This is a genomic window from Pseudomonas sichuanensis (assembly GCF_024749065.1).
Classification (GTDB): domain Bacteria; phylum Pseudomonadota; class Gammaproteobacteria; order Pseudomonadales; family Pseudomonadaceae; genus Aquipseudomonas; species Aquipseudomonas sichuanensis.
Genome location: NZ_CP087185.1, coordinates 1,173,364 through 1,196,415, shown reverse-complemented (window position 1 = coordinate 1,196,415; position 23,052 = coordinate 1,173,364). Strand labels below are relative to the sequence as shown.

Sequence of the window (23,052 nt, the reverse complement as noted above, 5' to 3'; positions counted from 1 at the left end):
CGGACCCTTCGTGAGCAAACAACCCGACCGCCTTTTCGCCCAGCCCCTGGAGCAGGTACCCGACTTCGTTTTCAACGAGGACGTGGTGCAAGTGTTCCCGGACATGATCAAGCGCTCGGTGCCCGGTTACCCGACCATCGTCGAGAACCTCGGCGTGCTGGCCGCGCGCTTCGCCCAGCCGAATACAGCGCTGTACGACCTCGGCGCCTCGCTGGGCGCGGTGACCCAGGCCCTGCGCCGGCATGTGCGCACCGAGGGTTGCCGGGTGATTGCCGTGGACAACTCCGCGGCCATGGTCGAGCGCTGCCGCCAGTACCTCACGGCCCAGGATTCGATGTTCCAGGAGCTGTTGCCGGTACAGGTGCTGGAGGCCGACATCCTGTCGTTGCCGTTCGAGCCCGCCTCGGTGGTGGCGATGAACTTCACCCTGCAGTTCATCGCCCCCGAACAGCGCCTGGAGTTGCTCGGCCGTATTCGCCAGGCGCTGCTGCCGGGCGGTGCGCTGATCCTCTCGGAAAAGCTGCGCTTCGCCGACGACCAGCAACAGCAACTGCTCAACGACCTGCACCTGGACTTCAAGCGGGCCAATGGCTACAGCGAACTGGAAATCGCCCAGAAGCGCAGCGCCATCGAAAACGTGATGAAGCCCGATACGTTGGAAACCCATGCCGAGCGCCTGCGCGCCGCCGGCTTCTCCAAGGTCGTGCCCTGGTTCCAATGCCTTAACTTCGCCTCGCTGATAGCCCTGCCATGATCGATCTGTCCCCCCTCGTCCGCCGCCTGGCGGGCACGCCTCTCGCCACCTGGTCCCAAGGCCTGCAGGCACAACTGCAAACCAAGCTGGAAAAGGGCCACGGCGACCTCGACCGCTGGCGCGGCGCGCTCGAAGCGCTGCCACGACTGACGCCAAGCGAGATCGACCTGGTCGACGGCCTGCGCCTGGACTGCGACTGCGACGACGCCACCCGGGAGCAGATGCGCCAGGCCTTGATGGGGTTGTCGCCTTGGCGCAAGGGGCCGTTCGACCTGTTCGGCGTGCACGTCGACACCGAATGGCGCTCGGACTGGAAATGGTCGCGGGTCGGCCCGCACCTGGACCTTAAGGGCAAGCGCGTACTCGATGTGGGTTGCGGCAACGGCTACTACCAGTGGCGCATGCTCGGCGCCGGTGCCGACATGGTCATCGGGGTCGACCCCAACTGGCTGTTCTTCTGCCAGTTCCAGGCGGTGCAGCAGTACCTGCCGGACTTGCCGGCCTGGCACCTGCCGTTTGCCCTGGAGGAGCTGCCGGCCAACCTGGAAGGTTTCGACACGGTGTTCTCCATGGGCGTGTTCTACCACCGCCGTTCGCCCATCGAGCACCTGCTGGCGCTCAAGGACTGCCTGGTGAAAGGTGGCGAGTTGGTGCTGGAAACCCTGGTGATCGAGGGCGATGAAAACCAGGTGCTGGTGCCCGAGGACCGTTATGCGCAGATGCGCAACGTGTGGTTCCTGCCGTCGGTGCCGGCGCTGGAGCGCTGGCTGCGCCGCGCGGGGTTCAGCGATGTGCGCTGCGTCGATGTCAGCGTTACCAGCGTCGAGGAGCAGCGCAGCACCGAGTGGATGCGCTACCAGTCGCTGGGCGACTTCCTCGACCCGAACGACCACGGCAAGACCGTCGAAGGCCTGCCGGCCCCGCGCCGCGCCACGCTGCTGGCGCGCAAATAAAAAAGGCGCCCTGAAAGGGTAATGCCAGACAGTTAGCGCTTCATCGCACTTGTTGGGGCTGCTTTGCAGCCCTTCGCGGGTAAACCCGCTCCCACAGGATCTCGATGCCCTGTGGGAGCGAGTTTACTCGCGAAGGGTCGCGCAGCGACCCCAATTGGCTTGACTGACTGGCATTACCCTGAAGGGGCGCCTGAATACACCCGCGGCGAGGAGCTGTCGCGGCGCAGGTGGCGGTCACTCAATCCTTGGCCAACTCGCGGGCCTTCTCTTCGGCTTTGCGCTCACGCTCGGCCATGGCCTCTTGCTTGTCGCCGTACAGGCGTGCCTGGTCCTCGCGGAACGCCTGCCAGAACTGCTTCGAACGCTCCGCGCCACCCTCGGCGAAAACGCTGGTGCTGCCCAGGGCGAGGATCGCCAGCAGCAGGTATTTGCTCAGGTTCATCGTGCTTGCCTCGTGATAACCGTATCGACAGGGCCATCATCGCAAGGGGCAGCTAACGCCAAGGTGAGCAGGACATTACAGTCTTGCAAGGCGGCCCCTTCGCGGGGCAAGCCCGCTCCCACGAAATCAATGGACCAGGCCTGTCACGCACATGACCCGCGTATTACAAATCCGTTATCCCCGCCGTTTACCCATTCGCATCCAGTAACATCCTCACCGCTTGACCCTGATGTCACTACAGGGTCGAGAATCGCCCCCTTTCCGTAACCCGAGCCCACCATGCGCCTACTGATCATCGAGGACGAACCCCGTACCGCCGACTACCTGCAGCAAGGCCTGCGCGAGAACGGCTACGTGGTCGACTGCGCCCATACCGGCACCGACGGCTTGCACCTGGCCCGCCAGCAGCCCTACGACCTGGTGATCCTCGACGTCAACCTGCCCGAGCTCGATGGCTGGAGCGTGCTGCAGCGCCTGCGCGCCGAGTCGTCCACCCGGATCATGATGCTCACCGCCCACGGCCGCCTTGCCGATCGGGTCAAGGGCCTGGACCTGGGCGCCGACGACTACCTGCTCAAACCCTTCGAATTCCCCGAGCTGCTGGCACGCATCCGCAGCCTGCTGCGGCGCAACGACCAGCGCCTGCAACCAAGCACCCTGAAGGTCGCCGACCTTGAGCTCGACCCCGGCCGCCACCGCGCCTTCCGCGGCGGCCAGCGCATCGACCTGACCGCCAAGGAGTTCGCCCTGCTGCACCTGCTGATGCGCCAGAGCGGCGAAGTGCTGTCGCGCACGCAGATCATTTCGCTGGTGTGGGACATGAACTTCGATTGCGACACCAACGTGGTCGAGGTGTCGATCCGCCGCCTGCGGGCGAAGATCGACGACCCCTTCGAGGACAAGCTGATCCACACCCTGCGTGGCGTCGGCTATGTGCTCGAGGCGCGGGCGTGAAGCGCGCCACCCTGTCGCTGCGCCTCGGCCTGACCGTCACCCTGATGGGCGCAGCCTTGGTGCTGCTGCTGGCCACCCTGGCGGTGTTCGCCCTCGACCACGAGCTGGACAGCCGTGCGCGCAAGGACCTGGCGCGCAAGATGCTGCAGGTCGAGCACAACCTGCGGGTGGACCTGCGCAGCGACGACCTCGGCACCCGCGCTCACCCGTTGCTCGACCTGGTAATGGGCCATGACAACCTGAGCCTCAGCGTCATGGCCACCAGCGGCCGTCACCCGGCCCTGCTCAGCCTTGGCCCGGCCCTGCAATCCCGGCACCTGCTGGAAATGGCCGCGAGCCCCCGGCTGGTGTTCCACGAATGGCGCGACGATCAAGGCAACGAGGTGCTCACCGCCAGCCGCCTGATGCTGCTGCGCGACGACACCCCGGTGAATGTGCTGATGTCGCTCAACCGCGGCGACGACAACGCCCTGCTGCAGGCCTACCTGCATTCGACCCTGCTCGCCTTGCCGCTGTTGCTGCTGCTGATCGGCATCGCTGCCTGGAAGCTGGTGCAGCGCGACCTGCGCCCGCTGCGTCACTTTCGCCGCATCGCCGGGCAAGTGTCGGCCCAGGACCTCGACCACCGCTTGCCGGTGGAGGGCCTGCCGACCGAGCTGGCCGACCTGGCCCGGGCGATAAACGTCATGCTCGACCGCCTCGATCAGGGCGTGCGCCAGTTGTCGCAGTTCTCCGACGACCTGGCCCACGAATTGCGCACACCGATCGGCAACCTGATGGGCAAGGCCCAGGTGACCCTGGCCCGCGAGCGCGATGGCGACAAGTACCGTGAAGCGCTGGAGGACAGTGTCGAGGAGCTGACCCGGCTCAACCGCATCATCAACGACATGCTGTTCCTCGCCCAGGTCAGCCAGCCGCAGAGCCAGGTTGCGCTGCAGCCGGTGGCACTGGCCGACGAGGTGGCCCGGGTGAGTGAGCTGTTTGCCTTCAGCGCCGAGCTCAAGGGCATCACCCTGGAACTGCAAGGCTGGGGCACGGCTCGGGCGGATAGGCTGATGTTCCAGCGGGCGCTGTCGAACTTGCTGAGCAATGCGATCCGGCATAGCCCGCAAGCGCAAAAGGTGACCGTGGGGATCGAGCGGCTGGGCGATGAAGTCGGGGTCTGGGTGGAAAATCAGGGGGCTGGCATTGGCGAGGCGCATCTGCCGCACCTGTTCGAGCGTTTCTACCGGGCTGGCAGCGGGCGGTCACGTCTTGAGGGCGGGACCGGGCTGGGGTTGGCGATCGTGAAGTCGATCATGCAGTTGCATGGGGGGCGGGTTGAGGTGCTGAGCCAGGCCGAAGGGCCGACCCGCTTTACCCTCGTATTCAAGGCAGAGTAAACATTCGCGGGACAAGCCCCACCTGAGCGCGCCGAACTCAAGATCTGCACTCGGTCTGTGGGAGCGGGTTTACCCGCGAAGATGACACCTCGGTGCCTGGCACGGGCTATGCCCGTGTTCGCGGGTGAAGCCGCTCCCACAGTTGTGCAAGCGTGGGAGCGGCGGTTCGGCGCACCGGCTTGCCCCGCGATGGCTCAGCGCGAAGCGGCGACGATCAGCGCTTTCATCTCGGCCACGGCGGCCTTGAAGCCGACGAACAGCGCATGGGCCACCAGCGCATGGCCGATGTTCAGCTCGTTGATGCCCTTGATCGCGGCAACGGCTTCGACGTTGTGGTAATGCAGCCCGTGGCCTGCGTTGACGATCAGCCCCTGGCCAATACCGAACGCCACGCCATCGACGATGCGCTTGAGCTCTTCGGCCACCTCGGTCGGCGTCTCGGCATCCGCGTAACGGCCAGTGTGCAGTTCGATGGCCGGTGCACCCACCCGACGCGAGGCCTCGATCTGGCGCTCGTCGGCATCGATGAACAGCGACACTTCGGCGCCGGTGCGCGACAGGCGCTCGACCGCGGCCTTGATCCGCGCCTCCTGGCCGGCCACGTCCAGGCCACCTTCGGTGGTCAGCTCCTGACGGGTTTCCGGGACCAGGCAGATATGCGCCGGGCGGATCTTCTCGGCGAACAGCATCATCTCTTCGGTGACGCCCATCTCGAAGTTCATGCGGGTCTGCAGCACATCCTTGAGCACCAGCACATCGCGCTCCTGGATGTGCCGGCGGTCTTCACGCAGGTGCACGGTGATGCCGTCGGCGCCCGCTTCCTCGGCGTCCAGCGCGGCCTTGACCGGGTCTGGATAGCGGGTGCCCCGGGCCTGGCGCAAGGTCGCCACGTGGTCGATGTTGACGCCGAGAAGCATGCGGTTGCTGTGAGTCACGAAGGGGCACTCCTGAAAGTTGAGGGCCACAGCATACGTGCTGATCAGCGCTTGCGAAACAGTTCCCGGCTGACCAGTGGCTTGGGCCCCAGGTGCACCGCCAGGGCCTGGCGCATCAGGCGCTTGGCGGCGAGCAAGGCGCCGGGGGCGTCCCAGTCGGCCTGGGCCAGGGCCTGCAACTCGGTCCCGTTGAACAACCCGGGCTGGAACAGCTCGACCCGTTGCAGGCCGGCATCCACCTGCAGGCGATACAGGCCCTCGGCGACGACCGGGTCGTCATTCACGTCGTGCTCCAGCGAGAAGGCGTAACCCAGCTCGTCCAGCAACCGCCATTCGAACGAGCGCAGCAGCGGCTCCAGCGGTCGGCCGGCGGCCAGGGCTTGCAGGGTCAGGGTGTAATGCTCGAACAGCGCTGGCTGCGGTGCCTCGGCGGGCAACAGGCGCATCAACAGTTCGTTGAGGTAGAGGCCGCTGAACAGCGCATCGCCATGCAGCCAGGCCGCGATGCCGTTGCTGTCCAGGCGCCATACGGTCTTCAGCTCACCACGTCCGCGCAGTTCCACTTCCAGTGGCACGAACGGCCGCACCTGGCTGCCGCCCTTGCCCCGCGCACGGCGCAGTACCGCACGCACCCGCCCCTGGGGCGTGAGGAAATCCACCAGGGCGCTGGTTTCCTTGTAGGGGCGGCTGTGCAGCACGTACGCCGGCTGGGGGGTGGGTTGGTCCATACGCTATCTCTGAGGGCCATATGCACCTGTGGGAGCGGGTTTACCCGCGAAAGCGTCAGTGAATCCACTATCGCATTCGCGGGTAAACCCGCTCCCACAGGGAAAGCAGGTGTGCCTGGGAGGCTTACAGGTCGCCGTAGCCCAGCGAACGCAGGGCACGCTCGTCGTCGGACCAGCCGCCTTTGACCTTGACCCAGAGGTTGAGCATCACCTTGGCGTCGAACAGCGTTTCCATGTCCTTGCGCGCGTCGGAGCCGATGCGTTTGATGCGCTCGCCCTTGTCGCCGATGATGATCTTCTTCTGGCCGTCACGCTCGACCAGGATCAGCGCATGGATGTGCAACACATGGCCCTGCTGCTTGAATTCCTCGATTTCCACGGTGATCTGGTACGGCAGCTCCGCACCCAGCTGGCGCATGATCTTTTCGCGTACCAGCTCAGCGGCGAGGAAGCGGCTGCTGCGGTCGGTGATCTGGTCTTCCGGGAAGAAGTGGTCGTTCTCCGGCAGGTGCTTGGCGATCAGCGCTTCCAGCGACTCGAGGTTGTGCCCCTGCTGGGCCGAGATCGGCACGATCTCGGCGTTCGGCAGTTGCTCTTGCAGCCACTGCAGGTGCGGGATCAGGTCGCCCTTCTCGTCCATGCGGTCGGTCTTGTTGACCGCCAGGATCACCGGGCCGGTCACGTACTGAACGCGCTCGAGCACCAGCTGGTCCTCATCGGTCCAGCGGGTGCGGTCAACCACGAAGATCACCACGTCGACATCTTTCAAGGCCGCCGAGGCGTTGCGGTTCATGTAGCGGTTGAGCGCCTTGTCGTTCGCCTTGTGCATGCCGGGGGTGTCGACGTAGATCGCCTGCACATCACCTTCGGTCTTGATGCCGAGCATGTTGTGGCGGGTGGTCTGCGGCTTGCGCGAGGTGATCGCCAGCTTCTGGCCGAGGATGTGGTTGAGCAGCGTCGACTTGCCGACGTTGGGGCGGCCGACGATGGCGACATAGCCGCAGCGGGTCGAAGTGTTCTCAGTCATTGCCATTCTCCACGCCCAGGGCGATCAATGCGGCGGCGGCGGCGACCTGTTCGGCAATACGCCGGCTTACGCCCTGGCCACGGCTTTTCTTGTTCAGCAGGACCACTTCGCATTCGACGAGGAAGGTCCGGCAGTGCGGTTCGCCCTGGATGTCCACCACTTCGTAACGTGGCAGCTCGCAGGCTCGCGACTGCAGAAACTCCTGCAGGCGGGTCTTGGGGTCTTTGTTGGTGTCGACCAGGGTCAGGCCTTCGAACTCGTCGGTCAGCCAGGCCAGGATGCGCTCGCGCGCAGTCTGCATGTCGGCGTCCTGGTAGATGGCGCCGATGAGCGCTTCGAGGGCGTCGGCGAGGATCGACTCGCGGCGGAAACCGCCGCTCTTGAGCTCGCCAGAGCCCAGGCGCAGGTACTCGCCAAGGTCGAAGCCACGGGCCAGGCGGGCCAGGGTTTCACCCTTGACCAGGCGCGCTCGCAGGCGCGACAGCTGGCCTTCCCGGGCCTGCGGGAAGCGCTCGAACAGCGCTTCGCCGACCACGAAGTTGAGAATGGCATCGCCAAGGAATTCCAGGCGCTCGTTGTTGCGCCCGGCATAACTGCGATGGGTCAGGGCCAGCAGCATCTGGTCCTGATCCTTGAAGGTGTAGCCGAGCTTGCGCTCCAGGCGGGCAAGGGAAGCACTCATGGGGCCACCCGTACAATGTTCAACGCGTTGTTCAAATCAACATCCTGAAAGACGGTTTGGCTGTGGTCCGGCATCAAAATGGCGAAACCTCTCATTCCCTGAGAACACAGCCTATGTCAGAAAAGCAATCGGCGCTGTCCGCAGACAGCGCCGTCGATACTTAGTGGATCAGGCCGACCCGCGACAGGTTGGGCAGGTGGCTGAGTTTCGGCTCAGGCCAGCTCATCCAAACGGCGAATGCCTTGCCGACGATGTTCCGGTCAGGGACCATGCCGTGCAGCTCTTTGGGGATGTTCGGATCATCCCAGTAGCGGCTGTCGTTGGAGTTGTCGCGGTTGTCACCCATCATGAAGTAATGCCCGGCCGGCACGGTCCATTGCTGGTCCGGCGGCATGCGGTAGCGGGTCATTTCCTTGCGGATCAGGTGCTCGACTTCACCGAGTTTTTCCTTGTACAGCTCGGCGCTGCCCAAGGTCCCCGGCTCGCTGCCGACCAGTTGCTCGGCAACCGCCTGGCCATTGACGAACAGGCGCTTGTCGTTGGTGTAGCGGATCTGGTCGCCCGGCAGGCCGATCACCCGCTTGATGTAGTTGACGTTCGGGTCGCTGGGGTAGCGGAACACCATGACATCGCCGCGCTGCGGGTCACCGACTTCGATGACTTTCTTGTCGATCACCGGCAGGCGGATGCCGTAGGAGAACTTGTTCACCAGGATGAAGTCGCCCACTTCCAGGGTCGGTTTCATCGAACCCGACGGGATCTGGAACGGCTCAACCAGGAACGAGCGCAGCACCAGCACGATGAACAGCACCGGGAAGAACGACTTGCCGTACTCGACCAGCAACGGCTCCTTGTTCAGGCGTTCGACCACGGCCATTTCTGGCTGGCTGACGCTGCCCTGGTAGTTGGCGATCGCCGCACGCCGGCGCGGGGCCAGGAACAGCAGGTCGATCAGACCCAACAGGCCGCAGACGGCAACGGCGATGACGAGCAACAGCGGGAAATTTAGCGACATAGGACCTAGCTATCCAACCTGAGCACGGCGAGGAAGGCTTCCTGTGGAATTTCCACGTTACCGACCTGTTTCATGCGTTTCTTACCGGCCTTCTGCTTCTCCAGCAGCTTCTTCTTACGGCTCACGTCGCCACCGTAGCACTTGGCCAGTACGTTCTTTCTGAGCGCCTTGACGGTTGTCCGCGCAATGATCTGGCCGCCAATGGCTGCCTGGATCGCCACGTCGAACATCTGCCGAGGGATCAGCTCCTTCATCTTCTCGGTCAACGCACGGCCTTTGTAGGCGGCGTTGTCGCGGTGCACGATCAGTGCCAGGGCATCGACCTTGTCACCGTTGATCAGCACGTCCAGCTTGACCAGGTTGGCCGACTGGTAGCGGTCGAAATGATAGTCCAGCGAGGCGTAGCCGCGGCTGGTGGACTTGAGGCGGTCGAAGAAGTCCAGCACCACTTCGTTCATCGGCAGGTCGTAGCGCACCTGCACCTGGCTGCCGAGGAACTGCATGTCGCGCTGCACGCCACGCTTCTCGATGCACAGGGTGATGACGTTGCCCAGGTGTTCCTGGGGTACCAGGATGGTGGCGGTGACGATCGGTTCGCGGAAATCGGCGACCGACGACACGTCCGGCAACTTCGACGGGTTGTCGACAACGATGGTTTCGCCGGTCTTGAGCTCCAGCTCGTAGATCACGCTTGGCGCGGTGGTGATCAGGTCCAGGTCGTATTCGCGCTCCAGGCGCTCCTGGATGATCTCCATGTGCAGCATGCCGAGGAAGCCGCAACGGAAGCCGAAGCCCAGGGCGTCGGAGCTTTCCGGCATGTATTGCAGCGACGAATCGTTCAGGGTGAGCTTCTGCAGCGCGTCACGGAAGTCTTCGAAATCGTCGGAGCTTACCGGGAACAGGCCGGCGTAGACCTGTGGCTGGATTTTCTTGAAGCCTGCGAGCACTTCGACCTCTGGGGTCGAGGACAGGGTCAGGGTGTCACCGACCGGCGCACCATGGATGTCCTTGATGCTGGCGATGATGAAGCCCACTTCACCGGCTTTGAGGTCGGCGGTCTGGGTGTGCTTGGGCGTGAACACGCCGACGCTGTCGACCAGGTGCACCTTGCCGGTGGACTTGACCAGGATCTTGTCGCCTTTCTTGACGCGGCCCTGGCGCACGCGCACCAGCGAGACCACGCCCAGGTAGTTGTCGAACCAGGAGTCGATGATCAGCGCCTGCAGCGGCGCGTCGATCTCGCCTTGCGGCGCGGGGATGGTCTGCACCAGGCGCTCGAGCACCTCGTCCACGCCCATGCCGCTCTTGGCGCTGCACGCCACGGCGTCGGTGGCGTCGATGCCGATGATCTTCTCGATCTCGTCCTTGACACGGTCCGGGTCGGCCTGGGGCAGGTCCATCTTGTTCAGGACCGGCATTACCTCGAGGCCTTGCTCGATGGCGGTGTAGCAGTTGGCGACGGACTGGGCTTCTACGCCCTGGCCAGCATCCACCACCAGCAGTGCACCCTCGCACGCTGCCAGCGAACGCGAAACTTCATAGGTGAAGTCAACGTGGCCGGGGGTGTCGATGAAGTTCAGCTGGTAGGTTTTACCGTCCTGCGCCTTGTAGTGCAGGGTGACGCTGTGGGCCTTGATGGTGATCCCGCGCTCGCGCTCCAGGTCCATGGAATCGAGGACCTGGGCCTCCATTTCGCGCGCCGTCAGGCCACCGCACATCTGGATGAAACGGTCGGCCAGCGTCGACTTGCCATGGTCGATGTGGGCGATGATGGAGAAATTGCGGATATGACTCAAATCACTCACGGGTCAACACTCGAAAAGGCTGCGAGCCGGACGCCCGCCGAAAAATAGCCGGGAATTGTACCTCAAGCCGCAGGGATATGGGAGATTCCTCTATCGGCCTGCCTGCATCCCTTGTGGGAGTGGGCTTGCCCCGCGATGAGGCCCGATCAGGCACTCGCACTGCCTGATCGGGCCTCATCGCGGGGCAAGCCCGCTCCCACCTAGAGCTTTGTGATACTGACTGCTACGTAAAAAGGGCAGCCGAAGCTGCCCTTTTCCTACCCCACAATCCGCTTATTCAGCCAGCTTGAAGGTGATGAAGCTTGCGCGCCCCTGACGCAGCACGCGCATCGACACCGAACGGTTCTTCGGCAGGTCCTTGGCAATTTCGGTGAATTCCTTGGCCGAACCGATGGCCTGGTTGTTCAGGTGGCTGATGACATCGCCCGGACGCAGGCCGATCAATGCTGCCGGGCCGTCCTGGACCTCCTTGATCACCACGCCGCCCTTGAGCTCCAGGGATTTTTTCTGCTCAGCGGTCAGGTCGGTCACGGACACACCCAGACGGTTGCTGCTGCGTTCGACGCTGCCCTGGGCACCGGTGCCGATGTCAGCCTCTTCATCCGGCAGGGCGCCGACGGTGACATCGAGGTTCTGGCGCTTGCCATTGCGGATGATCTCAAGCTTGGCCTTGGCGCCATCCTTGAGGCTGCCAACCAGGTGCGGCAGGTCGGCCGACATGACGATCGGCTGGCCATTCATGCTCAGGATCACGTCGCCCACCTGCAGGCCACCCTTGGCCGCCGGGCCGTCTTCCAGCACCTGGGCTACCAGGGCGCCAGCCGGCTTGTCGAGGCCGAAGGATTCAGCCAGGTCCTTGTTGACCTCCTGGATCACCACGCCCAGCCAGCCGCGGCTGACTTTGCCGTCTTTCTTCAGCTGGTTGGAAACGTCGATCGCCACGTCGATCGGGATGGCGAAGGACAGGCCCATGAACCCGCCGGAACGGGTGAAGATCTGCGAGTTGATACCGACCACCTCGCCATTCATGTTGAACAGCGGGCCGCCGGAGTTGCCCGGGTTGATCGCCACGTCGGTCTGGATGAACGGCACATAGGTGTCGTTGGGCAGGGTACGGCCCTTGGCACTGACGATGCCCTTGGTTACCGAATGGTCGAAGCCGAACGGCGAACCGATGGCCAGCACCCACTCACCCACCTTGAGCTTTTCCGAATCGCCCAGTTTGACGGTCGGCAGGTTCTTGCCTTCGACCTTGAGCAGGGCCACGTCGGTACGCGGATCGGTGCCGACCAGCTTGGCCTGCAGCTCGCTGCGGTCGGAGAGGCGAACGATGATTTCGTCGGCGTCGGCGACCACATGGTTGTTGGTCAGCACATAGCCATCGCTGGAAATGATGAAGCCCGAGCCCAGCGACTGCGCTTCGCGCTGGCGATCCCCCCGAGGCGAGCGCGGCTGCTGTGGCATGTTGCGCTCGAAGAACTCGCGGAACATCGGCGGCAGGCCTTCGAGGTCGGGCATCTGCCCGGCGGCGATACGGCGGTCCGGCAGTTTCTGCTTGGTACTGATGTTGACCACCGCCGGCGAGGCCTGCTCGACCAGGGTCGTGAAGTCGGGCAGGGCTTCCTGGGCTTGGGCGGTGAGCACCTGGCCGAGCATCAGCACAGCGGCGAACATCGATAGGTAGGGTTTCAAGCGTGGTATTGACATACGGCTCCCGTTACAACGAGCGTAGTTAGCAGTTAGGCCCAGCAGACGCAGAAAAGGCCAGACTCCCAGAAGAGCCTGACCTATAGAAAATTTATGGCTGGATTGCAAATGACAATGGGTTAATTTCCTGTCAGCACTGTGTAACAGAAGCTTTCATGAAGCGCCGTTACTGACGCGCCTGAGCATCCTGGGCCCGCATCGACAACGCCACACGCTCGGCGGTACCCAGTGGAATCTCGCCGACCACGGTGACCATCACTTTGCCCTTGGGCGTGTTGAGATGGCGCGAGACCGCTACGGTCGGGCCGAGCTGAGTGCGGGTATCGGTGCCTGAATTGTCGCTGATCGGCTCGAGGAACACCGAGAAGCGCGTCAGGCCATCGTCATACATCAGGCTGCTGATGGTACTTTTGCGGTCCGGATCACGGCGCACACTGCTGTTGATCAGCTCGAAGCCTGGCGGCAGCCAGTCCGAGCGCCAACCGGCAACGGCCTGCGGAGTACTGGCGACCACCCGCTCGATCGGCTTGCAGGCGGCACTGGCACTGAGGTCGGCGTCACTCGGCAGGTCATCGGTGTCGAGGCGGGTCATCTGGAAGCGCTCGAGCAGCTGCCCCTTTTCGTTGAGCATCAACGAGCGCAGCGGCAAGCCGGTTTGGCGGTCCAGGTGAAGCTCGAAGGCGTAGCGATGCTGATCACGCGGGGTGAGGGTCACAATCACCGCGTCGCGCCCGGCGACGCGTGACTTGCCTGCCACGCTCAGGTCGTACCAGCTCATCAGCTTCAAAGGGTCGAGCATGCGCGGGGCGGCGTCGGGCGGTGCGGTCACACCGCTGACCAAGGCGCCACTGACGCATTGCACCTTGCCATCGACACGCACGATTTCCTGGGCAGCGCCATCGAGCTGGAGTAACCGCTCGCTGACCTTGCCGTCCTGGACGCGATGCCAGATATCGTGTGTGGAGAAGCTGCCATTGCGCTCGTAGACGAACGACCCCTGGTAACTCTGCCTTTGTTCAGCCTGTGCCAGCTTGTTCAGCCACTCGCTCGCCTCGGGCGTGGAGTTGGCCGCGTAGGCCTGCACCGTCAGGCTGCTGCCAAGCAGCAGCGACAGGAGAGGTAGCGCGCGCATGATCCTCCTTACTAGCGGTTTTCCAGGCTGGCAGCGCGTGCGTAAGGCAGAGCGGTCTCGGTGCCTTTGAGCGCGGACTCCTGAGCATGCTGGCGCAGGTAACCTGGCAGACGCTGATCCCAGCCAGCCTGGTTCTGCAGCACACCGTTGGCCATCGGCCCGGTCGGTTGTTCGCTGCTTTCACTATAGCCTGCCAAAACGGCGGGGCCTTGTGCCTGTGGCATGCTCAGCCCCTGCTGGGCAGGCTGCTGGGACGCCAATTCGGCACCAGTAATCTCGTCCTGGTTGTAGAAACGCACGCCAGCCAGCACGGCAACAGTCACCGAGGCAGCCACGGCCAGGCGGCCAATGCTGCGCCACGGGCCTTGCTTGACCTTGGCAGGCACCGCCTCGTCGGCCAATGCTGCGGAAACCGCCGAGGCGATATCCAGCTTGGGCAACAGCAGTTCCTTGTGCATCGCTGCGCGAGCGACCTGGTAGCGCGACCAGGTGGCACGGGTTTCGGAATCGTCGACGGCATTGAGCACTCGACGCAGTTCCAGTTCGTCCGCTTCGTTATCCATTACCGCGGACAGCGATTCCTGCAAAGCTTCACGACTCATGGCGGTTCCTCTCTTGGCTGTCGCCGCTGTCTCAGGTTTCCTGCAACAGCGGTTGCAGGGCTTTGTCTATGGCCTCCCGAGCGCGGAAAATCCGGGAGCGCACGGTACCCACCGGACATTGCATGACACTGGCAATGTCCTCGTAACTCAGACCATCGAACTCGCGCAGCGTCAACGCCGTGCGCAGGTCTTCCGGCAGTTGCTGGATGGTGCGATGGACTGTGCCTTCGATTTCATCCCGCAACAAAGCGCGTTCTGGGGACTCGAGATCCTTGAGACCATGATCGCCGTCGTAAAACTCCGCATCCTCGGAGCTCACATCACTGTCTGGCGGCCGTCTTCCACGGGACACCAGATAGTTTTTCGCCGTGTTGATGGCGATGCGGTAAAGCCACGTGTAGAACGCGCTGTCACCGCGGAAATTCCCCAGCGCCCGGTATGCCTTGATGAAGGCTTCCTGCGCCACGTCCTGCGCTTCATGGGTGTCGTGTACGAAACGCACGATCAACCCGAGAATCTTGTGCTGATACTTCAGCACCAACAGATCGAACGCTCGCCTGTCGCCGCGCTGCACGCGCTCGACAAGCTGCTGATCCTCTTCCTGGGTTAGCATGAACACTCCTCAGTGAACTCGAAGGAGCGTTGCGACAAGCATCGTTCAGGCTTGCAACCATAGACTCGGGCTTTACGCAAAAGTTCTCCCCTCCAAGCAAGTTTCCTGCGGCCCTTGGTCGGCTCGCACGAAAGGCGCAGCGCGGTCACGGCCGGCTGCGTCGATAATCAGGTTTCAGTACGCAGGTCTGAGCCCAAGCAAAGGGCCGCCGCCCTGCGTCGCCGCGGCAAAATGTGGCGTGCGTACAGCCTTCTTAGGATTTCCTGGGGTAGAGGAAAGTTCCCGAAAAGATCGTCTTTGCCCCGCAAGCGCCATTGGAAATCAGGCCCCCGGGGCTGCTATAAAGGCATCCCGGCCCGGTTTCACGATAGTTTCACAATGCCATCTGCGCTTGACTATTGTGCCGTGCCCCCTTCGAAGATTACTAGTGTCCCGACATGAGCCAACAATTCCAACATGATGTCCTGGTGATCGGCAGTGGTGCGGCTGGTCTGAGCCTGGCACTGAACCTCCCCGGCCACCTGCGCATCGCCGTACTCAGCAAAGGCGACCTGGCCAACGGCTCTACCTTCTGGGCCCAGGGCGGCGTGGCCGCAGTGCTCGACAACACCGATACCGTGCAGTCGCACGTCGAGGACACCCTCAATGCCGGCGGCGGCCTGTGCCACGAAGACGCGGTGCGGTTCACCGTCGAACACAGCCGCGAAGCAATCGAATGGCTGATCGAGCAAGGCGTGCCGTTCACCCGTGACGAGCACTACAGCGTCGACGACGGTGGTTTCGAGTTCCACCTCACCCGCGAGGGCGGCCACAGCCACCGGCGCATCATCCATGCCGCCGACGCCACCGGTGCGGCGATCTTCAAAACCTTGCTCGACCAGGCGCGCCAGCGGCCGAACATCGAGCTTCTGGAGCAGCGCGTCGCGGTCGACCTGATTACCGAGCGCCGCCTGGGCCTCGCCGGCGACCGTTGCCTGGGCGCCTATGTACTGGACCGCAACACCGGCGAGGTCGACACCTTCGGCGCCCGCTTCACCGTGCTGGCCACGGGTGGCGCGGCCAAGGTGTACCTGTACACCAGCAACCCCGACGGCGCCTGTGGCGACGGTATCGCCATGGCCTGGCGGGCTGGTTGCCGGGTGGCGAACTTGGAGTTCAACCAGTTCCACCCCACTTGCCTGTATCACCCGCAAGCCAAGAGCTTCCTGGTGACCGAAGCCCTGCGCGGCGAGGGCGCCCTGCTGCGCCTGCCCAATGGCGAGCGCTTCATGCCCCGCTTCGACCCACGCGAAGAGCTGGCACCACGGGACATCGTCGCCCGCGCCATCGACCACGAGATGAAGCGCCTGGGCGTGGATTGCGTGTACCTGGACATCAGCCACAAGCCGGCCGAGTTCATCAAGAGCCACTTCCCCACCGTCTACGAGCGCTGCCTCACCTTCGGCATCGACATCACCCGCCAGCCGATCCCGGTGGTGCCAGCGGCCCACTACACCTGCGGCGGGGTCGTGGTCGATGATCGCGGCCACACCGACGTACCCGGCCTTTACGCCATCGGCGAAACCAGCTTCACCGGCCTGCACGGCGCCAACCGCATGGCCAGCAACTCGCTGCTCGAATGTTTCGTCTACGGCCGCGCCGCCGCCGCCGACATCGAGGCGCACCTCGACCAGGTGAGCATGCCCCGCGCCCTGCCCTGCTGGGACGCAAGCCAGGTCACCGACTCTGACGAGGACGTGATCATCGCGCACAACTGGGACGAACTGCGGCGCTTCATGTGGGACTATGTCGGCATCGTGCGCACCAGCAAACGCCTGCAGCGCGCCGAGCACCGCGTGCGCATGCTGCTGGACGAAATCGACGAGTTCTACAGCAACTACAAGGTCAGCCGCGACCTGATCGAGCTGCGCAACCTGGCCCAGGTCGCCGAGCTGATGATCCATTCGGCGATGCAGCGCAAAGAGAGCCGTGGCCTGCACTACACCCTCGACTACCCGGGCATGTTGCCCGAGGCCCACGACACTATCCTGCAGCCGCCCACCTTCGCCGGCTGAACTTCAGCCGCACGCGCAAGCGCCGATGCGCCTCAGGGGTCAGTGCATCGCTCACGACGCACTGGCTCTCACTGAGCCAGCGGCCCTTGCGCACGAAGCGCAACACCACCAAACCTGGCTGGGCAATACTGTCGCGGCACAATCGCACCGCCTGCCAGCCACGGGCACGGCTGTATAAATGCCAGCCACGCGGGTCGCGGCGCAAGCCGGTGATCGCATGGGGGTGCGTGAGCAGGATACGGCGGGGAATGGCCCAGCAGACATGCGCCAGGCAGACGAGAAACGCCAGGCCGCGCAGCCAGAACGGCAGTGCAATGACGGCCAGGGTGATGATCGCCAGCGCCTGGCTGGCGAGGTAGGCCGTCAGCAGCAGGCGTGAGCCCTGCCAACGGCACTCGAAACGGTCACTTGGGCTGGACACGGTCCAGGATGATGCGGACCATGCGCTGCAGCTCCGGGTCTTCCGACTCGTTGCGCTCCATGAACCAGCCGAACATGTCCTGGTCTTCGCAGCTCAGCAGGCGCACGTAGAGTTCACGGTCGGCTTCGCTCAGGCTGGGGTAGACCTCCTGGGTGAAAGGTACCAGCAGCACGTCCAGTTCCAGCATGCCACGGCGGCTGTGCCAGAAAAGCCGATTGAGTTCAGTTTGTTCGACCATGGGGCCCTCCTCGAATGGTCGGGCAGTATACCGTGCGGCGCACGAAGCGACACCGGGCGTTGGTCTAGTCACCTACCTATTTTGTTACTGGCGTTCTATGATGGCCGCCAGTCTCTAGCTACCGCGATGACCCATGGCCGATTCCGCTTTTTTCTGTACGCTCGCCCACGAGGGCATCCTCGCCGTGCGCGGGTCCGACGCCGGCAAGTTCCTGCAAGGCCAACTGACCTGCAACCTCAACTACCTCAGCGATGAACACGCCGGCCTCGGCGCTCGCTGCATGGTCAAGGGCCGGATGCAGTCGAGCTTCCGCATCCTCCCGCAAGGTAATGGCTACCTGCTGGCGATGGCCAGCGAACTGCTCGACGCGCAATTGGCCGACCTGAAAAAGTACGCCGTGTTCTCCAAGGCCACCCTGAGCGACGAAAGCGCTGCCTGGGTACGCTTTGGCCTGCAGCACGGCGACGCTGCCCTGCAGGCCCTGGGCCTGAACGTGCCGGAAGCCGCTGGTGCGACCGTGCGTCATGACAACCTGATCGCCCTGCGTGTCTCGCCTGGCCGGGTGGAGTTGTGGGCGCCCGCCGAACAGGCCACGGCAGTGCGCGAAACACTCGCCGCCAGCCTGCCCGAGGGCAGGCTGAACGACTGGCTGCTGGGCCAGATCCGCGCCGGCATCGGCCAGGTCATGGGCCCTACCCGCGAACTGTTCATCCCACAGATGATCAACCTGCAGGCAGTCGATGGCGTGAGCTTCAAGAAAGGCTGCTACACCGGCCAGGAAATCGTCGCGCGCATGCAGTACCTGGGCAAGCTCAAGCGCCGCCAGTACCGCCTCGCGCTCGCCCAGGCCGACGTGCCGGCGCCAGGCGCCGAGATCTTCTCGCCCACCCACGGCTCGTCGGTCGGTGAAGTGGTGATCGCCGCCAGCGCGGGCAACGGCGTCGAGCTGCTGGCCGTGCTCAGCGCCGACGCAGTGGCCGACGACAACCTGCACCTGGGCAGCCTCGAAGGCCCACGCCTGGCGCTGCTCGACCTGCCTTACGAACTGGACCGCGACCGGGAAATCCAACGCTGACCAGCCCGCCCCGCCCACGGGGCGGGGCCGCACCACCTTTGCCGTAGAGAAGTCCATGAACAAGCTGGCCGAGATGGTCCAAGCGCAATTGCTCACAGCCATCGACAACGACGACCTGGTCCTGCCGACGCTTCCGGAGGTTGCCCTGAGCATCCGCGAAGCCGCCGAGGACAGCGAAATCAGCGTCTCGGCCCTGAGCAAGGTGATCGGCCGCGACGCCGCCCTGTCGGCGCGCCTGATCAAGGTGGTCAACAGCCCACTGCTGCGCGCCGCGGTTGAAGTCACCGACCTGCACACCGCCATCACTCGCCTGGGCATCAACTACAGCTGCAACCTGGCCATTGGCCTGGTGATCGAGCAGATCTTCCACGCCCGCGCCCCGGCGGTCGAACAAAAACTCCGCGATATCTGGGCCAACAGCCTTGAAGTTGCAGGCATCAGTTATGAACTGTGCCGCCGCTACACCCAGCTCAAACCCGATCAGGCCGCGCTTGGCGGCCTGGTTCATCAGATCGGCGCACTGCCGGTGCTGATCTATGCCCAGGAGCACAACGAACTGCTCTCGGACCCGGTGTGCCTGCATTACGTGATCGAACAGATCCAGCCAGCCTTGGGTGACAAAATCCTCAGTGCCTGGGAATTCCCTGAGCAGCTGGTCAAGCTGCCAGGCCAGGTCCAGGACCTGGACCGGCGCACCGACCAGGTCGACTACATCGACGTGGTGCAGGTCGCCCGCTGCATCAGCCAGCGCGGGCGCAGCCGGCCGCTGGCGGCGCTGCCCGCCTACCGGCACCTGGGGCTGCCCTACGGGACCGAGCTGAATGTCGATGAGCTGCTGGAAGCGCGGAACATGTTGCGCTGAAGCACAAACCTTCAATTGCCTGACCCGGCCAATCGCTGGCAAGCCAGCTCCCACATGTTTACTCGAACCCTGTGGGAGCTGGCTTGCCAGCGATTGGCCAGTGAACGCAACACAAATGCCAGGCACTAGTCCGCGATAAAACTCACCCGCACCTTCAACCCGCCCCGCTCGCCATCATGCAGGCTGATCTGCGCCAGGTGCGCCCTGCAGATTTCGCCGACGATGGCCAACCCCAGCCCGCTGCCCTGCGCGCTGCGCCGGTAGAAGCGCTCGAACACTCGCTCGCGCTCCTCCTCGGGAATCCCCGGCCCATCGTCCTCGACCTCCAGCACCGCCGGTGCCAGCACCCGCAGGATCACATCGCCACCCACCGGTGTATGGGCCAAGGCGTTATCCACCAGGTTGCTGAGCAACTCGTTGAGCAAGGTCGGCTCGCCCTTGAGCCATACCGGCGCCTCGGCTTCCAGCGCCAGCGACACGCCGCGGGCATGGGCCAGAGGGGCCATGGCCATGCCCAGATCACGGGCCAACTGGCTCAGATCCAGGCGCTGGGCGCCGCCTTCGGCAATGGCCCGTGCGCCGTTTTCCACCCGTGCCAGCGACAGCAACTGGTTGGCCAGATGGGTCAGGCGGTCGGTGCCTTGGGCGGCGGCGTCCAGGGTCTGGCGCCACTCCTCGGGGTTCTTCGAGCGCAGGCCCAGCTCGATCCGCGCCTTGAGCGCCGCCAGCGGGGTGCGCAGCTCATGGGCGGCATCGGCGATGAACTGCGCCTGGCGCTCGAACTGCCCACGCAAGCGCTCGGTGAAGTGGTTGAGCGCACGCACCAGCGGCCCGAGTTCGCGCTGCACCTGCACCACCGGCAAGGCCCGCAGGTCGTCCGGCTGGCGCTCTTCCACCGCGCCACGCAGGCGTTCCAGCGGGCGCAGCGCGGCGCTGACCGCGAACCACACCAGCACCAGCGCGCCCAGCGCCAGCATGCCCAGGCGCAGCAGGGTGTCGGCCATCAGGCCACGGGCCATGCGTACCCGCGCCTCTTCGGTTTCGGCCACGCGGATCTCGGCCATGCCGTTCATGTTCGGTTCGCTGACCGCCTTGAGCAGGCTGACCACCCGTACATCCTGGCCCTGGTAAGTGGCGTCGTAGAAACGGGCGAGGGCCGGGTAATCGTCTGTGCGCGGCGTACCCGGTGGGGGCGGCGGCAGGTTTTCATAACCCGAGATCAGCTTCTGGTGGATGTCCAGCACCTGGTAGTAGATGCGCCCGGCGCTGTCGTAGGCGAAGGTATCAAGGGCCACATAGGGCACATCGGCACTGAGCGTGCCGTCGCGTTGCGAAAGCCCGGCGGCAATGGTTCGCGCCGAAGCCAGCAAGGTGCGGTCATAGGCGGTGTCGGCGGCTTCACGGCCATTCCAGTAGGCGCTCAGGCCGCTGGCCAGCATCAGCACCACCAGCAACAGTGCCAGGTTGCCCAGCAGGCGCCCGCGCAGGCTGCCGTTGTCACGCATCGCGGTGCTCGAGCAGATAACCCAGGCCACGGAAGGTGACGATGGCCACCGGGTGACCATCGAGCTTCTTGCGCAGCCGGTGGATATAAATCTCGATGGCGTCGGGGCTGGCCTCTTCGTCCAGGCCAAAGACCTGGGCCGCCAGCTGCTCCTTGCTCATTACCCGGCCCGGTCGGGCGATCAAGGCTTCGAGCACGCTCTGCTCGCGCTGGGTGAGCGTCAGTGGTTCGTTGTCGAGGGAAAATCGCCGGGTATCGAGGTCATAGACCAGCGGCCCGCAACGCTGCTGGCGCTCACCGCCAAGCACGCTGCGGCGCAGCAACGCCTTGACCCGCGCCTCGAGTTCGGTCAATTCGAAAGGCTTGGCCAGGTAATCGTCGGCGCCCAGGTTCAGGCCATGCACCCGGTCCTTCACATCGCTGCGCGCGGTGAGCATCAGCACCGGCACGGTCTTGCCGCGCCCGCGCAGACGCGCCAGCACTTCGAAGCCGTCCATGCGCGGCAGGCCGACATCGAGCACCGCCACGGCGTAGTCCTCGCTGGCCAACGCCAGGTCGGCGGCCACGCCGTCGTGCAGCACATCCACGGTCAGCCCCTGGCTCTTGAGGGCCTGGGCCACGCTTTCGGCCAGTTGCAGGTGGTCTTCGACCAGCAGCACACGCATCGGATTCTCCCAGCCCGGGTAGGGCTTTTTGCGCGGATTTTTGCGCGGAGTGTACCGCCGTCACCGGGCCTGTGAAGCCCCGAGAGCAAACCTTTCACGCTGAAAGGTTAGCGAAAGGTTGATTGCCTAGCATCGCACCACGGTCGCCCCACGCGCCGCCAAAAGCACCAGCAAGGTGCAATTTATAAGAACAATAATTGGAGTCACCGACGATGCTGTCCATGCAGCCGCAGGCGTTCGCGCCTTCCCGTTCGTTCGCCGCCCGCCCATGCGCCCTCGCCAGCGCCGTCGCCCTTGCCGGTGTCGCCCCCCTGAGCCAGGCCGCCTTCTTCGAAGACAGCACCGCCACCTTCGAAACCCGCAACATGTACTTCAACCGCGACTTCCGCGACGGCACCAGCGCGCAGCAATCCAAGCGCGATGAATGGGCCCAGGGCTTCATGCTCAACTTCGAGTCCGGTTACACCGAGGGCACCGTGGGCTTTGGCCTGGATGCCCTGGGCATGCTCGGTGTGAAGCTCGACTCCAGCCCCGACCGCACCGACACCGGCCTGCTGCCCACCCATGACGACGGCAAGGCGGCCGACGAGTACTCCAAGCTCGGCCTGACCGGCAAGGTGAAGGTGTCCCAGACCGAACTGAAAGTCGGTACCCTGATCCCCGAACTGCCCACCTTGCAGCCCAACGACGGGCGCATCCTGCCGCAAACCTTCGAAGGTGGCCTGGTCACCTCCAACGAGATCAAGGGCCTGACCTTCACCGGCGGGCGCCTGGACAAGGCCAAGGACCGCAACGACACCAACTGGGAAGACCTGGCGCTGAACAACAAGAACGGCCGCTTCGGTGGCAGCTTCAGCGCCGACAACCTCGACCTGGCAGGCCTGGACTACAAGTTCACCGACCGCATCACCGGCAGCTACCACTTCGCCCAGCTCGACGATATCTACCGCCAGCACTTCATCGGCATGCTCGCCACCCAGCCCTGGGGCCCGGGCACCTTCGGCGCCGACCTGCGCCTGGCGGTGAGCGACGAAGCCGGCCAGGCCAAGGCCGGGCGCATCGACAACACCACCTTCAGCGGCATCCTCAGCTATGGCCTGGGCGGGCACAAGCTCAGCGCCGGCTGGCAGCAACTGAGCGGCGACAGCGCCTTCCCCTATGTCGACGGCGCCGACCCCTACCTCGTCAACTTCGTGCAGATCAACGACTTCGCAGGTGCCGACGAGCGCTCCTGGCAGGCGCGCTACGACTACAACTTCGCAGCCCTGGGCGTGCCCGGGTTGACCTTCATGACCCGCTACATCAATGGCGACAACGTCAGCCGCGCCGCCGGTGGCGAGGGCAAGGAGTGGGAACGCAACACCGAACTCAAGTACGTGGTACAAAGCGGCCCGTTGAAAAACGTCGCCGTGCGCCTGCGCAACGCCACCTTCCGCTCCAACATCGCCCGCGACGCGGACGAGGTACGGCTGCTGGTGAGCTACAGCGTAGCTCTGTGGTAA

23 protein-coding genes are annotated in these 23,052 nt (G+C 64.3%); 8 read left to right on the top strand and 15 right to left on the bottom strand.

What is annotated here, in order from left to right:
• Positions 1 to 10: 10 nt before the first annotated feature.
• Together cmoA and cmoB are read left to right on the top strand one after the other, a co-directional pair.
• The gene (cmoA, locus tag LOY51_RS05585; protein ID WP_125462821.1) at positions 11 to 754 is read left to right on the top strand and encodes a carboxy-S-adenosyl-L-methionine synthase CmoA; all 744 of its coding nucleotides are present in this window, start codon (positions 11 to 13) and stop codon (positions 752 to 754) included.
• Positions 751 to 1,707, top strand: coding sequence for a tRNA 5-methoxyuridine(34)/uridine 5-oxyacetic acid(34) synthase CmoB (gene cmoB, locus LOY51_RS05580; protein ID WP_125857606.1), 957 nt, complete (start codon positions 751 to 753; stop codon positions 1,705 to 1,707). The genes cmoA and cmoB overlap by 4 nt, the downstream gene beginning before the upstream one ends.
• 238 nt (positions 1,708 to 1,945) lie before the next feature.
• On the opposite strand, the gene LOY51_RS05575 is transcribed toward cmoB, so the two are convergent.
• Positions 1,946 to 2,149, bottom strand: a complete 204-nt coding sequence (locus LOY51_RS05575) for a hypothetical protein (protein WP_125857605.1) — start codon at positions 2,147 to 2,149, stop codon at positions 1,946 to 1,948.
• A 279-nt stretch (positions 2,150 to 2,428) separates the two neighbouring features.
• Here LOY51_RS05575 and LOY51_RS05570 point away from each other — a divergent pair, with 279 nt between their 5' ends.
• Together LOY51_RS05570 and LOY51_RS05565 are read left to right on the top strand one after the other, a co-directional pair.
• Entirely contained in the window at positions 2,429 to 3,103 is a 675-nt protein-coding gene (locus tag LOY51_RS05570) for a heavy metal response regulator transcription factor (RefSeq protein WP_110995102.1), read from the top strand.
• The gene (locus tag LOY51_RS05565) at positions 3,100 to 4,485 is read left to right on the top strand and encodes a heavy metal sensor histidine kinase (protein WP_258645133.1); all 1,386 of its coding nucleotides are present in this window, start codon (positions 3,100 to 3,102) and stop codon (positions 4,483 to 4,485) included. The genes LOY51_RS05570 and LOY51_RS05565 overlap by 4 nt, the downstream gene beginning before the upstream one ends.
• A gap of 194 nt (positions 4,486 to 4,679) precedes the next feature.
• On the opposite strand, the gene pdxJ is transcribed toward LOY51_RS05565, so the two are convergent.
• The 10 genes from pdxJ to rpoE all read right to left on the bottom strand — a co-directional run bounded on the left by pdxJ (position 4,680) and on the right by rpoE (position 14,731).
• Positions 4,680 to 5,402: a pyridoxine 5'-phosphate synthase gene (gene pdxJ, locus LOY51_RS05560; RefSeq protein WP_374045877.1), complete on the bottom strand. Its 723-nt coding sequence runs from the start codon at positions 5,400 to 5,402 to the stop codon at positions 4,680 to 4,682.
• A gap of 62 nt (positions 5,403 to 5,464) precedes the next feature.
• Positions 5,465 to 6,148, bottom strand: a complete 684-nt coding sequence (recO, locus tag LOY51_RS05555) for a DNA repair protein RecO (protein ID WP_258645131.1) — start codon at positions 6,146 to 6,148, stop codon at positions 5,465 to 5,467.
• 124 nt (positions 6,149 to 6,272) lie between these two features.
• On the bottom strand, positions 6,273 to 7,175 hold the full coding sequence (gene era / locus LOY51_RS05550) for a GTPase Era (protein ID WP_125462816.1): 903 nt from the start codon (positions 7,173 to 7,175) through the stop codon (positions 6,273 to 6,275).
• The gene (gene rnc / locus LOY51_RS05545) at positions 7,168 to 7,857 is read right to left on the bottom strand and encodes a ribonuclease III (RefSeq protein WP_110993796.1); all 690 of its coding nucleotides are present in this window, start codon (positions 7,855 to 7,857) and stop codon (positions 7,168 to 7,170) included. The genes era and rnc overlap by 8 nt, the downstream gene beginning before the upstream one ends.
• Before the next feature lie 160 nt (positions 7,858 to 8,017).
• Positions 8,018 to 8,872 carry a signal peptidase I gene (lepB, locus tag LOY51_RS05540; protein WP_125462815.1) on the bottom strand — a complete coding sequence of 285 codons (855 nt, stop codon included), beginning with the start codon at positions 8,870 to 8,872 and terminating at the stop codon, positions 8,018 to 8,020.
• Between the two features lie 5 nt (positions 8,873 to 8,877).
• Positions 8,878 to 10,677, bottom strand: coding sequence for a translation elongation factor 4 (lepA, locus tag LOY51_RS05535; RefSeq protein WP_125462814.1), 1,800 nt, complete (start codon positions 10,675 to 10,677; stop codon positions 8,878 to 8,880).
• A 273-nt stretch (positions 10,678 to 10,950) separates the two neighbouring features.
• Positions 10,951 to 12,351, bottom strand: coding sequence for a DegQ family serine endoprotease (locus tag LOY51_RS05530; RefSeq protein ID WP_371923754.1), 1,401 nt, complete (start codon positions 12,349 to 12,351; stop codon positions 10,951 to 10,953).
• Between the two features lie 199 nt (positions 12,352 to 12,550).
• The gene (locus tag LOY51_RS05525) at positions 12,551 to 13,516 is read right to left on the bottom strand and encodes a MucB/RseB C-terminal domain-containing protein (protein ID WP_125462812.1); all 966 of its coding nucleotides are present in this window, start codon (positions 13,514 to 13,516) and stop codon (positions 12,551 to 12,553) included.
• 11 nt (positions 13,517 to 13,527) lie between these two features.
• Complete coding sequence (locus tag LOY51_RS05520; protein ID WP_110993791.1) at positions 13,528 to 14,118, bottom strand: sigma-E factor negative regulatory protein; 591 nt, start codon at positions 14,116 to 14,118, stop codon at positions 13,528 to 13,530.
• A 31-nt stretch (positions 14,119 to 14,149) separates the two neighbouring features.
• Positions 14,150 to 14,731, bottom strand: coding sequence for an RNA polymerase sigma factor RpoE/AlgU (rpoE, locus tag LOY51_RS05515; protein ID WP_010220971.1), 582 nt, complete (start codon positions 14,729 to 14,731; stop codon positions 14,150 to 14,152).
• A 437-nt stretch (positions 14,732 to 15,168) separates the two neighbouring features.
• Here rpoE and nadB point away from each other — a divergent pair, with 437 nt between their 5' ends.
• Complete coding sequence (nadB, locus tag LOY51_RS05510) at positions 15,169 to 16,785, top strand: L-aspartate oxidase (RefSeq protein ID WP_125857602.1); 1,617 nt, start codon at positions 15,169 to 15,171, stop codon at positions 16,783 to 16,785.
• Here nadB and LOY51_RS05505 read toward each other — a convergent pair.
• Positions 16,754 to 17,206, bottom strand: coding sequence for a protein YgfX (locus tag LOY51_RS05505; RefSeq protein WP_258645127.1), 453 nt, complete (start codon positions 17,204 to 17,206; stop codon positions 16,754 to 16,756). The genes nadB and LOY51_RS05505 overlap by 32 nt on opposite strands.
• Entirely contained in the window at positions 17,190 to 17,444 is a 255-nt protein-coding gene (locus LOY51_RS05500; protein WP_110993788.1) for an FAD assembly factor SdhE, read from the bottom strand. The genes LOY51_RS05505 and LOY51_RS05500 overlap by 17 nt, the downstream gene beginning before the upstream one ends.
• A 133-nt stretch (positions 17,445 to 17,577) precedes the next feature.
• On the opposite strand from LOY51_RS05500, the gene ygfZ reads away from it, so the two are divergent.
• Positions 17,578 to 18,519, top strand: coding sequence for a CAF17-like 4Fe-4S cluster assembly/insertion protein YgfZ (gene ygfZ, locus LOY51_RS05495; RefSeq protein WP_125857600.1), 942 nt, complete (start codon positions 17,578 to 17,580; stop codon positions 18,517 to 18,519).
• A gap of 55 nt (positions 18,520 to 18,574) precedes the next feature.
• The gene (locus LOY51_RS05490; protein WP_125462808.1) at positions 18,575 to 19,381 is read left to right on the top strand and encodes an HDOD domain-containing protein; all 807 of its coding nucleotides are present in this window, start codon (positions 18,575 to 18,577) and stop codon (positions 19,379 to 19,381) included.
• Between the two features lie 125 nt (positions 19,382 to 19,506).
• Here LOY51_RS05490 and tctE read toward each other — a convergent pair whose 3' ends face one another.
• Together tctE and tctD are read right to left on the bottom strand one after the other, a co-directional pair.
• Positions 19,507 to 20,886, bottom strand: a complete 1,380-nt coding sequence (gene tctE, locus LOY51_RS05485; protein WP_125462807.1) for a two-component system sensor histidine kinase TctE — start codon at positions 20,884 to 20,886, stop codon at positions 19,507 to 19,509.
• Positions 20,879 to 21,550, bottom strand: a complete 672-nt coding sequence (gene tctD, locus LOY51_RS05480; protein WP_125462806.1) for a two-component system response regulator TctD — start codon at positions 21,548 to 21,550, stop codon at positions 20,879 to 20,881. The genes tctE and tctD overlap by 8 nt, the downstream gene beginning before the upstream one ends.
• A gap of 212 nt (positions 21,551 to 21,762) precedes the next feature.
• On the opposite strand from tctD, the gene LOY51_RS05475 reads away from it, so the two are divergent.
• The gene (locus LOY51_RS05475) at positions 21,763 to 23,052 is read left to right on the top strand and encodes an OprD family porin (protein ID WP_125857599.1); all 1,290 of its coding nucleotides are present in this window, start codon (positions 21,763 to 21,765) and stop codon (positions 23,050 to 23,052) included.

What these genes read in the sequence shown, in the direction of transcription:
- LOY51_RS05490 (WP_125462808.1), top strand. Translation starts at nt 18,575, where the DNA reads ATGAACAAGCTGGCCGAGATGGTCCAAGCGCAATTGCTCACAGCCATC.
- LOY51_RS05530 (WP_371923754.1), bottom strand. Translation starts at nt 12,351, where the DNA reads ATGTTCGCCGCTGTGCTGATGCTCGGCCAGGTGCTCACCGCCCAAGCC.
- LOY51_RS05475 (WP_125857599.1), top strand. Translation starts at nt 21,763, where the DNA reads ATGCTGTCCATGCAGCCGCAGGCGTTCGCGCCTTCCCGTTCGTTCGCC.
- nadB (WP_125857602.1), top strand. Translation starts at nt 15,169, where the DNA reads ATGAGCCAACAATTCCAACATGATGTCCTGGTGATCGGCAGTGGTGCG.
- LOY51_RS05520 (WP_110993791.1), bottom strand. Translation starts at nt 14,118, where the DNA reads ATGAGTCGTGAAGCTTTGCAGGAATCGCTGTCCGCGGTAATGGATAAC.
- LOY51_RS05570 (WP_110995102.1), top strand. Translation starts at nt 2,429, where the DNA reads ATGCGCCTACTGATCATCGAGGACGAACCCCGTACCGCCGACTACCTG.
- ygfZ (WP_125857600.1), top strand. Translation starts at nt 17,578, where the DNA reads ATGGCCGATTCCGCTTTTTTCTGTACGCTCGCCCACGAGGGCATCCTC.
- pdxJ (WP_374045877.1), bottom strand. Translation starts at nt 5,402, where the DNA reads ATGCTTCTCGGCGTCAACATCGACCACGTGGCGACCTTGCGCCAGGCC.
- recO (WP_258645131.1), bottom strand. Translation starts at nt 6,148, where the DNA reads ATGGACCAACCCACCCCCCAGCCGGCGTACGTGCTGCACAGCCGCCCC.
- rnc (WP_110993796.1), bottom strand. Translation starts at nt 7,857, where the DNA reads ATGAGTGCTTCCCTTGCCCGCCTGGAGCGCAAGCTCGGCTACACCTTC.
- era (WP_125462816.1), bottom strand. Translation starts at nt 7,175, where the DNA reads ATGACTGAGAACACTTCGACCCGCTGCGGCTATGTCGCCATCGTCGGC.
- LOY51_RS05500 (WP_110993788.1), bottom strand. Translation starts at nt 17,444, where the DNA reads ATGGTCGAACAAACTGAACTCAATCGGCTTTTCTGGCACAGCCGCCGT.
- lepB (WP_125462815.1), bottom strand. Translation starts at nt 8,872, where the DNA reads ATGTCGCTAAATTTCCCGCTGTTGCTCGTCATCGCCGTTGCCGTCTGC.
- tctE (WP_125462807.1), bottom strand. Translation starts at nt 20,886, where the DNA reads ATGCGTGACAACGGCAGCCTGCGCGGGCGCCTGCTGGGCAACCTGGCA.
- tctD (WP_125462806.1), bottom strand. Translation starts at nt 21,550, where the DNA reads ATGCGTGTGCTGCTGGTCGAAGACCACCTGCAACTGGCCGAAAGCGTG.
- cmoB (WP_125857606.1), top strand. Translation starts at nt 751, where the DNA reads ATGATCGATCTGTCCCCCCTCGTCCGCCGCCTGGCGGGCACGCCTCTC.
- rpoE (WP_010220971.1), bottom strand. Translation starts at nt 14,731, where the DNA reads ATGCTAACCCAGGAAGAGGATCAGCAGCTTGTCGAGCGCGTGCAGCGC.
- LOY51_RS05575 (WP_125857605.1), bottom strand. Translation starts at nt 2,149, where the DNA reads ATGAACCTGAGCAAATACCTGCTGCTGGCGATCCTCGCCCTGGGCAGC.
- LOY51_RS05525 (WP_125462812.1), bottom strand. Translation starts at nt 13,516, where the DNA reads ATGCGCGCGCTACCTCTCCTGTCGCTGCTGCTTGGCAGCAGCCTGACG.